The following is a 14,201-nucleotide window of genomic DNA, read 5'->3' on the forward strand; positions in this document are numbered from 1 at the left end:
AATTTTATTGGTATTGACTATACTTAAACGCAGAGAATAAGAACAAACTCTGATTTGTTTGGATTTTAGAGGTTCGAATGAAAGAATATTTGCATCATAACCATTTGTGTCAAATTAATTATGCAGAAGGACCTAATAATGGTATGCCTTTGTTATTGCTACATGGTGCCACCCATCAGTGGCAAGCGTTTGCGTCCATTACTCTTGAGCTATGTGCTTGTTTTCATATCTACGCTCCGGATTTTCGAGGTCATGGCAAATCACAAAAAATAACCGGTCATTACTTTTTAGAGGATTATTTGACGGATATTCAATTTTTTATTCAAGAAGTGATAAAAGAACCTGCCATAATAATTGGACATTCATTAGGTGCAATGATTGGGGGCATGCTTGCCGCAACTCAACCCTCTCTTGTGAAAGCTCTTGTTCTTATGGATCCTCCTTTAAATTTAAGCGCTCTTCGTCAATTAACCCTAGGCTTTAGGGAGCAAATAAATTTTATTATTCAAGCACTTCGATTAAGCAAACTAGGATTACCCATCGATCAATTTATTCCAGAACAAGTAAGACATTGTGATCCTGAAATGCTTTTAGCAATGATTGATCAATTCGATGAGGTTTTTAAACAATACAAGGTAGAACGTTTGTTTAAACAAATAAAAAATCCAACATTGTTACTGTATGGTAATTCTGCCCATGGAAGTTTAGTAGAACTTGAAGATGTTCGAAAATTACTGGATATTAAACCGGATTTACTTCCTATCCAAATTCCTAACGCTGGGCATTCTCCCATTCGCCAAGATAAAGAAGCTACTTTAAATGCGATCATGCAGTTTATAGAGAAAGAGCGTTTGAAAATTTATTAATATTATTACGATACAGAGTACGAAAATATTAATTTATATCCAAGTTTAAGAATAAATTCCTTTGTAAAATCATAAATTCCTATTCTGATAATCAAAATTTGTGTTATGGGTTCTTAATATACACTTAATTTATATATTGTACTATATAGCTCTTTAATTATTCAAAGGGTGTTTAATGTTATCAAAGTATGACGGTCGATTCTTTGTGGCAACAATTGAACTAAAAGAAAGAATAAAATCAAAACAGGAAGTTAGCCCAAATGATTTTACTATAATATCTTATTCGAGTTCAGGTACCGATGAACAGTCTATCTCGTTATTAGAACAAACAATGGCTGCCTTCCCCAAAGAAATGGTCAGAAATTTAGTATGTTTACATCCCGGACGGCTTATTGAGCATGAGATACTTGCCCAGTTACAAGCAACCATTAAATTGGATAAACATGTTGATGATGAAATGGATACATTCGGACATGCCTTCACCAAAGTGCAAAAAGAAATAGCAGGAGAAGTGTATGACCGAATTGTTTCTAAGATCACTTTAATGCATGATAATCTTCAGATGGATATTTTAAATTTATTCAATGACTTAATAAATGGAAAGTTGAAAGAAACTTATCCTTTTTCGCCTGAGGAATTCGAAAATTTAAAATTCTTTTATTCGTCCATTTCAGGAAAAGAGCCTTGGGAAAAAGATAAAGAACTACATAAGGCGATCTACATTCAACGAGCCATGGCATCGATTTATACTCAGAGAGCCCGAGCTATAATAGAACCTATGGTAACAGGAGCTATTAACGAACTTTGTGATCATGGTGATTTTGAACCTTTAGAATATGTTAAAAAAGAACAAGCTATAGCTCTGTTTACAACTGGAGGAGTTGCCTCTGGGAAAGGAAGTTGCCTTAAACTCGTTTCAAAAGTTATTGAAAAATATGAACCACCTATTGCATGGGATCAATTGGTACATCACAATGCGGATAGACTTAAGCCTTTTCTGCAAAAACCAGAAGTCGATCCTCTGAGATACTCTCAATTTACCTACGAAGAAGCCTTATTGGTTAAAGAAAGAGTGATGCAAATTATTGCCAAAAAGAGCAATGAATTTCAAGGAAAAAGATTTCCTTGTTTTCTTCATGATCAAACCAAATTAAAACCGGATGAACTCCGAGAAGCGAATCAGCGATATGGTGAGGTAGGTATTGTTGCGATTTCTACTGATGTAGCCGCTGCAATCGGACGAGCACATGGTCGTGGCAAAGACACTCAACGATACGAGCATACTGAGGGTCTACTCGGATCTCATCAAGCAGTTCCTGGGGAAATGATGAAGTCATTAAACCAAGAGGAGTTAATTGGTTCTAATGTATCTGTGGCGATGTTCGATAATAATAGTACTACAAGAGAGTTGACCCTGTTTGCTTCAATTAATATGAGTATGAAAGAGATTATTATTTATAATGATGAGATGATGTACAATTGGATTAAGAAAGAAAATATTAATTCTAAAGCAAAACCAGGGGAGTCTTTATATTTAGAAAAGCCAGTTCGTTCAATTGAGGAGTATTTCGGTCCATTGATTGAGAAAGGTTTTGAACTTGAGTTCCCAAAGGAAGATTCAAATCTGGCTTTTAAAGTATAATTTACCTATAGTCGACTAAGTCTAATGTCATAATTTTCACAAGGAGTTAACATGATGTCGAAAAAAGCGAATGGTGCTAAAAAATCTAGTGAGGCACCAAAAAAATGGTCTTTTTTAGATAAGTCCAAACAGGTTTTGGATGAAGAAAAAAACTTAAAGAACTCAGAAAAAGAAACCGTTAAGGATAAAGAGGAAGACATCAAAAACTCAGACAATATGGTTGAGTCGGAGCCAGATATCAATCAGTTTTTTAAAACATAAGATTGATTTTAAGTAAAAATGGCTACGTTTTATTTAAAAAAAATTTGTCGTCCTCTTTCTAGGATAGCTGTATTTACTAATTAAAGTTTATTTTGCCGTATTTCAATCTGCATAATATGTTTTCTTATAATCGGGTGCATTTAAGCTTTTGAAAAGCACATTGTGTAAAATAGTTCGCCAATCTAGTCTAATATTTAAGTGTGTATAGAACACATAGTAAATCAATGAGCTATGAACTGATTAAAGATAGAGTTGGAAATTATTATGGTTGAAACTGGAGCATCTGATATCGCATTGACTTATGAGGAGCTCACAAAGTTCTTAGAATATATGTTTGAAGGTGCTCACTTAGCCGAGAAAATGGAAGGTTTTGGACACTGTAATGGATTTTCGAGCTTATTCATGAATGCTATGCGCCAGGGAGAGAAGGGTAGAACAGATTTTTACCGGCGAACTGAAATCATTAGAGAATTACTCAAGATAAAGAAGCAAGCCTCCTCAACCGCTTCTTTAAATACAGCTTCTAACCACATGCAGGAAGTTATTCAAGAAATTGTATCGTCCCTAGCACAGCCCAACAGCCCACAATCTTCTTTTTTTAAAAATGATGATCTGCCTATCCTTAACGATTTAAGTTCATTTGCCCAGGAGCTCGTGGTTTATCATGATCCTGCGTCGTTTCCTGTTTTGTTTGAGGGTTCTCCCAAAGAGCCCGTGGGTCAAGTAGCTGAACTGGTTTATCCTTTAATGTACACTCCAAAGGAATATAAAAAGTGTAGCGTCGAAAAGTTTTCGGTTGGTATTTATAGTAAAACAGAATTTTTTAAATACTTTGAACAACTTCATAATGTATTAGAAATAAAGCCAAAACAAGAAGATGAATTACCTAATCCTGCAGTTTCCTTTTTAATGGGGACTACTACGCATTCAATTAGTATTGGATATGAAACAACAACCAAAAAATGGTTTATATCCAACAGCGAGGACATAAAAAAGGAATATTTATTAGAGGGAACAACTAATACTCAAAAGCTGGCAGAATGGGTTTTCAACGCTTTAGTAAGGAAGGATGTAGATCAATATATTGCTTTCTCCTCCACACTATTTGCGGATACAACACGAGGCGAAGTAATAAAGGAAACCCTTAAAAAAGATCCTGTTTGGCAGGCTATTCATGATCCAACAAGGAAAGATTGCATTAATTACGTTAGTTATAATGACGTAAGATTAATTCATATCCTTGTTGCAGAGGCAGACTTATGCATCATCGCAAACTATCTTGATTCTGTAAAAAACCAGGCTACAAGCAACCCCCTTTTTTTTAATATGCCCAATTATTTAGAGCAAATACTAAACGCTCAGGATAGATTTGGATACACACCCTTAATGTTCGCTATTGATAAAGCAGATCTCAAGCGAGTTGAATTACTGCTTCAATATAATCCTAATTTAAATATAAAAAATAAAAACAATGAACCTGAAGGCCAAACAGCATTGGAATTAGCTCAACATAATTTAAAGCAATATTTTGAAAGTGGTGGAACCAATAAGCAAGTCATAGAGTCGTACTCAAAAATAATAGACGTTTTAGAAAATCACCTAAAACTTGACACTATAAGCATAAAAAATTGAATCGAAGGTCACTGTTTTAGAGGAGTTACAACTGGCCACTAAGTAAATCATGCTTTAAATGATGCATGGAGCATATCCGCATTGCAAATTGGATTAAACACAGGGGAATATTTTTCATTTTGCAAAAAATTCGTTATCGAAGATTGTATGCTTTTTGGCTGTTCCTTAGTGAGTTGCTCTTTAATGTAGTGTTCGATTTCTTCGTAATTTTCGATTGGCTTTTTTATCCAGGGTTTCACTTTATCTTTGGGTATTATAAAGTTGAGTATGAGCTTATTTTGACTGGCCTGGGTATCCAAGCATAAGGTTAAATAATATTTCTTTTGATTAGCTGAATATCTAGCTAGATAGTCACCTGGGTTAGTAAGTAAACGTTTTGCATCTTCCAAATTAATATTGCCGTGATATAACGGAGCTTTCATCTCCTTTTCAATTTCTTTATTTATTTTGAAGAACGATGCTGCTTTGCAATAATTCCAAAACCTGGATTCACTATGTTCACTGGTGCTTTCATTTAAGTGTTGTTTGAGCACATTCCCATAAAATAATAATGCACGGGCAAGCATCATGGCCGTGTAAACTCTAGATAATTGTTCAGAGAATCCTGCACTACAAGCTCCATGCTCAATAATTTCATTTAGCTGAGAACATATAGGGGCTCCTAGGTTTCTCAAATTAACAAAATTAGAATCAGCAAATCTATTTAATGCCTTCATGAGGCTTGACTCTTTGGGAGTAGATACTTGATAGTCTTCTTCCAAGAAGGTGTGAAATAAAAATACTGCAAATTCAAATTCATGAAATTCGGAGGTGTTTTCTGCAAATGCCCATCTGTAGTGAAGGTGAATAGTTTTAGCTTTTGTTAAAATGTTTCCAAACAGATTGCAAAACACTTCATTGAATAATAGGACATCTTTTACGGAAGGACCTAGAGTTTTACTCATTTTATCCATACAACGTGCATATACGTTAGGAAACCTGGAAAATATACGCAGCATTTCATCTTCTGAAAAACATTCAATCCACTGCAAGCTATGCTTTGTAATTTCTTTGCTGCCGATATAGTCATCTAACAAACCCGTTTCATCAAGACGGGTTAGAAGCATCGCTTCCGAGTAAGTCATATTATTAGACGTAATGAGGGTTCTAGGGCTCTGCTGCTTTTCTTTTTCCTTTCCAGGATTTTGGCTTTCAATTTTCTTTTTCATATATACTATCTTTTGCTTGCAAGGGCGCGAGTCAGATTTTCTGTAAATTTTGACCACTTTTATCTCAAATTAGAAAAATTTTTTATGTATTTAAAGAAACTTGTCTATTGTCTTCAAAGTTCGCATCAGAGTGAGATAATAAGGCTAATTCATTTTTCAAATGGATAAGTTTTATTATGCTTGATTTGGTCTCATAAAATGGCTGGGCTGCTGTCCTAAAAAATCCAGGGTAGGCGGTAAAGGACACTACGTAACCAACAAGATTAAGGGCTGATTTTAAAAAATCCACCGCAAGCTCCCATCCTGTCCTATTATCATTAATTAATTTAATTGCATCATCCACGTTTCTGAAGAAATTAATTAATATATCCTCTGTTTTCTGTTTCGATAGTGTTTGGTCATCACCGAAGAGTTGGAGATGAGCATATATGAAGGGTTCTAACCCATCAGATATTTCCTTGAACTTACAGTATATTACTGCCTTTGTTACGACATAATGGGGTAGTTCTGGTTTCTCTGTAAACCGTCCCGAATATACGAGCTCATCAACTAAATCCTGGTTTTTTTGGCATAGCTGTTCCCTGTAGACATTGAGTTCTGCTCGCATCTCAACTAATATTTTTTCCTGCCGCTCGCTTTCGGCAAGAAAACTCCGATCAATTTCTGCTTTCTTTTTTAATAGTTCTATTCTAAACATAGCCATATGTAGTTTCCAAAAATTTAATTCATCTTTAAACCATCATGAGTAACCTCTCATACAGTTCAACTTAAATAACATGCCAATTAAGTAGTTGAATTTGCTAAGGTACTGGATGTTGATTAGCTTCATTGCATATCCTAATCACTTAAAAATTAAAATTAAAATGAATAAATTGTATAGGAGGTATACAATTTTTTTATGAGGTTGGCTAACCAATAAGATTGTTAGGTTGAGGAATTAAATTAAAGCAAAAGCTGACATGAAGAGATACCACTTAAATTAAACTTAGATCAGACTCAATTAGATAGAATTGCCACAGTGGAAAAATTATTTAAAGAAGAGAAATGGTTTTATTATTTAGAGCGGATAACAAGATGGATAGCCGGTCATAATGATGTATGTCAAAAGATGGAGGTAGTTTGTTATTCAGGGGTAGGGTAGAGATTTCATTTGCTAGTTCTCCATTTATCACCGTTAATTTTTTCTGGGTGGAATTAATCACGAAACTGGCGTTATATAAGCGAGTTAGCATACGGACTTTGCGTTTTGTCTCTGCTGCTCGAATTAAGATGCGTGCAATTTTTCTAGCGATTCGTTCCTCCAATACTAACTCATCTTCGAGATTCTTCTTTTTTTCGGTAGCCCACCATTTTTGAAAAGAACCCTTTCCATGAATGGCCTCAAATTGTTTTAAGAGTTGATATCCAATAAGAAAAGATGTTCTCATTGTCAATTGTTCTATATCCTTACTCTTTATAGCGTGCATGGCGCAAAAAATTCGCCAGGCGCTTTTTAATTGTACCGGACTAATGTACTCCTCTCCATATTCTATAGCTGCGTGCGTTTTAAGCGCATGAAGTAATTCCATTAATACCATTGAGGAATCATGGGGCTTATAAGGGCCGTTAAAGAACGTATTATCTTTACTTTCTGTAAAGGCTGTGAAGTCGTAATTATAAAAAATAAGTTTTCGGTTGTCTGATTTTAATAAAATATTATAGGGTGGTTCCCATTTTTTTATTTCATCGGACTCGAGTAGTGCCGCTTCTAGTGCAGTGTCACATTCTGTCGTTTCGATATCCCATACTTGGGCTAACATTTCTAGTTTGCGTCGGTCTCTATTTTTAACGCCACGAAAGTACGAATTGACTCGTGCTTTTAAAGAGGTTGCTTTCCCGATGTATAATATTGTTTTGTCTTGGGCAAGCATGTGGTAAATACCAGGTTTGGTGGAAAGGTTAAGTCGCTCTAATCGTTCGATGTTGTATTCATACTGCAATGCACTTTTAGTGGGGTGTTTCATGTTGAGCCAAGCTCCTAAGCTGGCATAACAACCTACATTTGCTGCAAGGAGTTTTGATTGAAGATGTTGCCAGACATGAATGGTCATGGATACGTGAGAATAAATTTCATTTTTAGGAGTATTAGGCCATTTTAAAAAACCCGCCACTGCCTTTAAGTTATGACTTGGAAGGTGTGGTAATAGGCGTTTTGCAATTTTTTGAGAACAGATTAAATTAAAATTTAACTCAGTTTGACCATGGTCTAGATAAAATTGCTTTAAAAAACTTTTTTCAAACTGAGCATAATGGGCAATGATGATGGTCTCCGGTCCTACTTCCGCTAAAACACGCTGCAATGATTCGAACACCAGCTGGGGTTCCGCGCTGTCTTGCAGTTCGTTCTCTGTTAAATGAAGCATCCTTTTAATTTTAGGTGGGATGATCGCTTCGTGTGGAAGCTTTAATGTCCATTTTTCAATGTGAAGATCATTAAATGAGCGAGGATCTACAATGCTCCAACCAATTTGCAAAAGATGACCGGTATTCGGGTGCATACCAGTCGTCTGGCAATCCAGGATAAGAATTTGTTTTTGTGATAATTCAGTCATCAGCGCACAGTTCCTTATGGTTTCCCTGAATGATTTAACGGTTCCATATCTTTATCTCTCCAAAAGGATTGCACCTCTTTAATAATTGATGTTGAGACGAGCTCTTGCGGACTTTGTGCATACCAATCCTTGGGCATGCACTGACTATAGGTGGGTTGTAAAAAGCGATTATCCATTAAGACGATCAAACCTTTATCGGTCTCAGATCGTATGACCCTTCCTGCTGCCTGAATGGCTTTGGCCATTGCAGGATAGGTGTATGCGTATTCTTGGCCTTCTTGATAATGAGTCTCATAATAGTGCTTCATTTGCTCTCGCTCCCAGTCAAAGGAGGGAAGAGGAGGACCTATGATAAAGGCTCCTATGGCTAAATCACCCACATAATCAATGCCTTCAGCAAACATTCCTCCTTGTACGGCGAAAAATAAATGATTTTTACCCTTGTGATGCAATTGTTTTAATAGATGTTTTGTTTCTTTGGTCTCCATTCGTCGTTCCTGACGTAAAAGGGTAAATTGCGAAGTGGTGGGCATTTGTGAATAAATTTGCTCTAAAAATTCAAAACTTGGAAAAAAAAAAATAATTGCCAAGTTGTAATTCTGAAAGGCGAAGGATGACCTCAATAATTTTAGGAGTATTTGATTTTCGGTCTCGATATTTAGTCGATACTTGAGGAATGAGTAATAGTTTACGTTTAGTAGATGAAAAAGGAGAAGAAAACTCTTCAGTATGCAAGAATGATTTGTTTAATCCAATAAGTTGGCTGTAATAATCAAAAGGTTTTAATGTAGCTGAAAAACCAATGATTTGTTGAAAATGACAGTAATGCTCTTTCAAAAAACTCGATGCATCACAACAACTAATTTTTAATGCATGGCGTTTGGGATTAAACGAAATAAAGAACTCATCACGTCCTTCGTTCACAAATTCCAGTGCTGCAGTGAAATCAGACCAATAATTGACTAATTTTAAGATAGGGTCGTCTGTTTCGATTATTAAATCCGTCTCTAAGTAATCAGTAAGCAACTGGTTCAGTCGTTCCTCTTGTTGTTTAAATAGTTCTTCAGGTGCTTTAGTAATATGGGGTTCATACACATTTGGTAACGCACATCCATCAATGATGGTGACGCATTGATTAATGATATCGGTAAGTTTTTTTTGAAAAGGGTGAGGGTATCTATCCAATGCATTTAAATAATACTCAAAAAATTGTACTTCAAGAGCAGGTGAAAAATAATCCATACCCCGGCTGGGTAAATTGTGCACTTCATCAATGACCAGGTTCGGCTTTTCTTCTTCGCCTAGTTGCAACCCGACTACGCGATCAGGGGTATGAGTAGAGGAAAAAACGTAATTGTAGTCACCAATTACCACATCAGCATAGGGTATACTTCCCATTTGCAGCTCATAAGGACACGCTTGGTAGGTTTTTGCGAGTTCTTTAAAAAAAAGTGAGTCTAGGTTTTGTTGTTTTTTAATTTTCTGCATTAACTTGTGTTCTGTACATTTTGTAAAATGATTTTCTGCAAATTCACACTGCTTACTGGTACAAACAGGCTCATTTTTCATGCATATCTTTTTTTTGGAAGTGAGAATTAAGGAGGTGAATGCTGCACCTTTTTCTTGAAGAAGTTCAACTGCATTAAGTGCAATTTGATGCTGTGAGTTTTTAGGTGTGAGATAAAATGTTTTTTGTCCTCGATGTAAAGATTCTTTCAAAGTAGGATATAAAATGGCTATGGATTTACCAAGGCCTGTTGGAGCTTGAATCAACATAGGTTTTTTAGCTTTCATTGAAGAGTCTACTGATTCCATTAACTCTTTTTGATGCGGTCTAGGTTGTTCAAATGGAAAAATAAGTTTAGTGCTCTGCTTTATACGCTGTTTTATCCGTTTTTTCGATTCTTTGATTTCTCGAATCAATTCATCTAATCGGTGATTCAACCAGTGTTCAAAAGCATCTTTATTAAAGTCTAAAACAAGAGAAATGTTTTTTTTGTTTCGCAACGAAAGAATTAATAAATTAAGTTGGGGTGTGTTTTTTGTTTGTAACCAGTGAATGTAGCCATAGACTTGCAGTTGTAGCCAATAAGGGTGGGTAAAATAGTTTTCCGACAGTATATCAATTAACTTCTGAGGCTCAAACGCGGTTTTAATTTCTTCAATTCTTGGATTTTCTTCATGATAAATGCCATCTATTCGCCCGGAAATGTAAAAGCGGTAACGTTTATAAGAAAGCAGGTGCGATATACTTACTTCTGGTGTGTAATTGGGATGTTGCTTTAGTTGTTGAAGTTGAAAATTTTGATGCGCTTTTACTGCAAGTTTGGAGGTCAATCCAAAACCTGAATAGGTATCAATACTTCCCACGCGAGGAGAGGGAAGGGCTAAATCAATAACGGATAAATTGTAAGTCTTCATTACCACATAGGAAATTGATGCACCACCAACAGTGATGAGAGAGCTTAGTCATTAGAGTAAGCGCCATGATAACATAGAGCAAATAAAATGGCTCTTTTTTATACTTTAGATTCATCACTTTCATGTGTGCAGTAAGCGCATTGCTTTAGCACTTATTTTGGAAAGTTTTTTTCCCATAATAATCTATTATTAAAGAGATTAAGATAATTTAGTTATTGTTACATCTACTTATATAATTATCAGGGAGCAGCTATGGAAAAATTTGAAGGAAGATTGGCGTGTGTGATTCAGGCGGATGGCACTATTGCACGGGGTTATATGATTGATACATGTGAATTTAACGGTATCAATGAATATATTATAACCTGGAAACTGCCTTTGCAGGGTGGGGGAGTAAAGACAAACTTCTCTGGAACTATAGGTAGCGTTCTTGATGAGCCAGTATCTCCGGGGTTAATTACCGTCTCTTTGATGCAAAATGCATCACAAATGCGGGTAAATACCTTTGAACCTAATGGTAAGCCCGCAGCTCGCCCTTTTCATATTGCATGCTTTCGTGATTAAAATGCCCGGCTCTCGAAAATCCACTGGCTATTTTGGTTTGCTTTAAAACCAGTGGATAGAGCTAGGTGAATAACGAATGAATATGCTGATTTGAGCAAGCATCCTTGCACGTATTCCAAGAGCTTCGAAAAGATAAAATCACCCAGTGAACTGAACAAATATGAGAAAAATAGCTATATAGAATAAATAGACTGTTAAATAATGTATTTAAAATAAGGATATTTCATGCAAGATTTTATTAAACCGGCCCTTTTTAATGCTCAATTCATAAGAAATTTAGGCTATACGACCTATCAGGGTGCCGAAGTTGGGGAATGTCTTGCAATAGCAAATCAAATAGTATCTGGCTGTAAGGATAGCTGGTATGACCGTTGGGCCGACTTTGGTGATCGCAATTATAGTATGGGTGAAACTTACCGTAAGCAGGGGTTGCATCTGGATGCGAAATTGGCTTTTCTAAGAGCGTGTACTTATTATCGGGCTGCGTTTTTTTTCCTTGAAGATGAACCTTCCGATCCCAGGATAGAACAAGCATTGCAATACAGTATTGGTGCTTTTCATGAAGCACTTGAATTTTTCGAAACTCCTGTAGAAAAAGTGAAAATTCCTTTTGAAAATATTACATTACCTGGTTATCTATATCTTAATTCTCTTTCAAATCATCCTAAACCCATCCTCATTGATACAGGCGGAGGTGATAGTACGAAAGAAGAATCATATTTTAGTACGGCAGCAGAAGCATTAAAGCGCGGTTTTCATTGTTTGAGTTTTGAAGGACCAGGACAAGGTAGTATGCTGCGATTTAATAAAATACCGTTTATCCCGGATTGGGAACGAGTTGTTGAAAAAGTTGTTGATTTTGTCATTAAACGTCCTGAAATCGATCACACAAAGATTTTTTTGATTGGTCGAAGCTTTGGCGGTTATCTTGCTGCTCGCGCTGTAACCAAAGAAAAACGAATCGCAGCATGTATTGTAGATCCAGGGATATTTGATGCAAGTGGTCCCCTCGAAACTAAATTTAATTCTGTTAAGGAAAAAATCCCTGGCTTAAAGGATGCCCCTTTAGAACACGTTTTAACGGAACTTATGAAAACAGATGAAAATTTAAAATTCATGATAGAAAGTCGAAAATGGCGATTTGCTGCTAAAACAGTTGGAGAAATGCTCGATAAAACTCGTGCTTATACTCTGCATGGATTAGTAAAGAACATCCAATGCCCCATGCTGGTTTGTGATAATACTTTAGAATATATTACCTTAGGCGAGGCAAAAAAACTTTATGATGAATTACAATGTACAAAGGAATACATTCTTTTCAATGACAAAGAAGGTACTGGCGGCCATTGCGAACCGCTTGCACCGAGAATATTTAGCGCAAAAATCTATTCTTGGTTAAGTACGTTATAAATTTTTTCATGAAGGTACGAAGAATGCATCAAACCAAATTAGGATGAGACTTTTTGGTGGGTACGGTAAAGAAATAAGGTTATTTTAGGTGTGTGTGGAAAAAAGTAAGAATTATTCTTTGTGGGAGTAGTATTGATATTAATACTTTTGCGGTCATTATAATTTGTAAAACATCATTACAAATATCAAGAAGTTGGATAAATCCTCAATAAAGGAATGCAAAATGGACTTAATACTGAGAAATTGGCTTGGATTAATATGCGCTTTTTTGTTGGTTACTAATGGTTTTGCGCAGACTTCTGCAACTCCAATTATATGCGATCAAGACTATGCCCTATGTACTTCTGCTCGCTGTATTCCCACCCCAGGGAGCTCGACCAATGCAATTTGCGATTGTGTAGTCGAAAAAGGTAAAAGTGTAGGCTATAAAACATGTAAAGAGAGAAGGCCTGTTCAAGATAAATACAAAGTGACATCACTCATTTCAACATTTTCATTTGAGCAATTTGCAACTAAAAGTTCAATGAATTGCCCAGAAGGTTCACCTTGGACAAATTGTGTTGATATGTTGTGCACAGTTGATCCGCAAAATTCAAAACGTGCTTTATGTAACTGTACGATTGAGTGGACTCAACCGTTTGTTACTTTTGGCGGTGATTGTAATACAAATACCTGCGCTACCGGTTTTTGGTCTGGCGCTACTAAAGCAGATGGCATCATTCTTCGTAAAGCATTAATGCAAAAAGCGCATTCGAAACCAAAGAAAAAACCCATGATTTGCCCTGCTCAATCATCAGAAGCAAATTAATGATAAAATCATGACTACTATAGTTATACTAAAAGTTTTGATCAGTCAGCATACATCTGAGGATTTGAGTCATTTACCTCTGAATGATATTGTAGAATAATTGAGCATATCGTCACGGAAATTCAAAAAACTAGATAATAAATTATTTGATTGGAGTATTTATGAAAACGATTAGTAAAAAAGATCAACATAATATCACCCCAGACCAAGCAATTGATTTGCTGCGAAAGGGTAATCAACGGTTTATTCAAAACTTGCGATTTAATCGAAATTTACTTCAACAAGTAAATGAAACAGCTGATGGGCAATACCCTTTCGCCACAATTTTAAGTTGTATTGATTCACGAACACCAGCAGAATTAATCTTTGACCAAGGACTAGGAGATATTTTTAGTATTCGAATTGCTGGTAATATTGTGAATGATGATATTATTGGTAGTTTAGAATTTGCATGCAAAGCAGCTGGATCTAAGTTAATTGTAGTACTAGGCCATACCAATTGTGGTGCAATAAAAGGGGCCTGTGATGAAGCTAATTTGGGGTATTTGACTCAGCTTTTAGAAAAAATAAAACCTGCAATCCACCAGGAAAAAACATTTAAAGAAAATCGAAACGGAAGTAACCTCCCTTATGTCAATGAAGTTGCCAAAATTAATATCAAAAATAGCATTAAAAATATTCTAAATAAAAGTAGTATTATAAAGGAACTAAAGGATCAAAGAACCATTAAAATAATTGGCGGTTTATACGATGTTTCCTCTGGCGAGGTCAAATTTTTTGATGAGTAAATTGAGTTGG

At 35.8% G+C, this 14,201-nt stretch carries 13 protein-coding genes; 8 read left to right on the forward strand and 5 right to left on the reverse strand.

Translation table 11 applies throughout. The features are described from left to right. Nucleotides 1-77: 77 nt before the first annotated feature. The 4 genes from HBNCFIEN_RS07545 to HBNCFIEN_RS07560 all read left to right on the forward strand — a co-directional run bounded on the left by HBNCFIEN_RS07545 (nt 78) and on the right by HBNCFIEN_RS07560 (nt 4,401). Entirely contained in the window at nt 78-866 is a 789-nt protein-coding gene (locus HBNCFIEN_RS07545; RefSeq protein ID WP_182393483.1) for an alpha/beta fold hydrolase, read from the forward strand. A gap of 175 nt (nt 867-1,041) precedes the next feature. After that, nucleotides 1,042-2,508 (forward strand): hypothetical protein, encoded by a 1,467-nt coding sequence (locus HBNCFIEN_RS07550; RefSeq protein ID WP_182393484.1) that lies wholly within the window; start codon nt 1,042-1,044, stop codon nt 2,506-2,508. A 51-nt stretch (nt 2,509-2,559) separates the two neighbouring features. Further along, a complete protein-coding gene (locus HBNCFIEN_RS07555; RefSeq protein WP_255464395.1) occupies nt 2,560-2,769 on the forward strand; it encodes a hypothetical protein in 210 nt (69 codons plus the stop codon). 264 nt (nt 2,770-3,033) lie between these two features. After that, the gene (locus HBNCFIEN_RS07560; protein ID WP_182393485.1) at nt 3,034-4,401 is read left to right on the forward strand and encodes an ankyrin repeat domain-containing protein; all 1,368 of its coding nucleotides are present in this window, start codon (nt 3,034-3,036) and stop codon (nt 4,399-4,401) included. A gap of 47 nt (nt 4,402-4,448) precedes the next feature. Here the strand turns inward: HBNCFIEN_RS07560 and HBNCFIEN_RS07565 are convergent, their stop codons facing one another. From HBNCFIEN_RS07565 to HBNCFIEN_RS07580, 5 genes are all read right to left on the reverse strand, one after another. Then, complete coding sequence (locus HBNCFIEN_RS07565) at nt 4,449-5,609, reverse strand: hypothetical protein (RefSeq protein ID WP_182393486.1); 1,161 nt, start codon at nt 5,607-5,609, stop codon at nt 4,449-4,451. 82 nt (nt 5,610-5,691) lie between these two features. After that, on the reverse strand, nt 5,692-6,312 hold the full coding sequence (locus HBNCFIEN_RS07570) for a hypothetical protein (RefSeq protein WP_182393487.1): 621 nt from the start codon (nt 6,310-6,312) through the stop codon (nt 5,692-5,694). 328 nt (nt 6,313-6,640) lie between these two features. After that, nucleotides 6,641-8,200 (reverse strand): GIY-YIG nuclease family protein, encoded by a 1,560-nt coding sequence (locus tag HBNCFIEN_RS07575; RefSeq protein ID WP_182393488.1) that lies wholly within the window; start codon nt 8,198-8,200, stop codon nt 6,641-6,643. 14 nt (nt 8,201-8,214) lie between these two features. Further along, entirely contained in the window at nt 8,215-8,733 is a 519-nt protein-coding gene (locus tag HBNCFIEN_RS17700) for a helicase C-terminal domain-containing protein (protein WP_255464397.1), read from the reverse strand. A gap of 25 nt (nt 8,734-8,758) precedes the next feature. Continuing rightward, nucleotides 8,759-10,621, reverse strand: a complete 1,863-nt coding sequence (locus HBNCFIEN_RS07580; RefSeq protein ID WP_255464398.1) for an ATP-dependent DNA helicase — start codon at nt 10,619-10,621, stop codon at nt 8,759-8,761. Between the two features lie 252 nt (nt 10,622-10,873). On the opposite strand from HBNCFIEN_RS07580, the gene HBNCFIEN_RS07585 reads away from it, so the two are divergent. The 4 genes from HBNCFIEN_RS07585 (at nt 10,874) to HBNCFIEN_RS07600 (ending at nt 14,191) form a co-directional block, all read left to right on the forward strand. Continuing rightward, the gene (locus tag HBNCFIEN_RS07585; RefSeq protein ID WP_182393489.1) at nt 10,874-11,185 is read left to right on the forward strand and encodes a hypothetical protein; all 312 of its coding nucleotides are present in this window, start codon (nt 10,874-10,876) and stop codon (nt 11,183-11,185) included. A 225-nt stretch (nt 11,186-11,410) separates the two neighbouring features. Continuing rightward, the gene (locus HBNCFIEN_RS07590; RefSeq protein ID WP_182393490.1) at nt 11,411-12,595 is read left to right on the forward strand and encodes a S9 family peptidase; all 1,185 of its coding nucleotides are present in this window, start codon (nt 11,411-11,413) and stop codon (nt 12,593-12,595) included. 223 nt (nt 12,596-12,818) lie between these two features. Next, nucleotides 12,819-13,403 carry a hypothetical protein gene (locus HBNCFIEN_RS07595; RefSeq protein ID WP_182393491.1) on the forward strand — a complete coding sequence of 195 codons (585 nt, stop codon included), beginning with the start codon at nt 12,819-12,821 and terminating at the stop codon, nt 13,401-13,403. Between the two features lie 161 nt (nt 13,404-13,564). Next, nucleotides 13,565-14,191 (forward strand): carbonic anhydrase family protein, encoded by a 627-nt coding sequence (locus tag HBNCFIEN_RS07600; protein ID WP_182393492.1) that lies wholly within the window; start codon nt 13,565-13,567, stop codon nt 14,189-14,191. Nucleotides 14,192-14,201 lie beyond the last annotated feature (10 nt).

The sequence above is a fragment of the Legionella sp. PC997 genome, assembly GCF_014109825.1.
Lineage (GTDB): Bacteria > Pseudomonadota > Gammaproteobacteria > Legionellales > Legionellaceae > Legionella.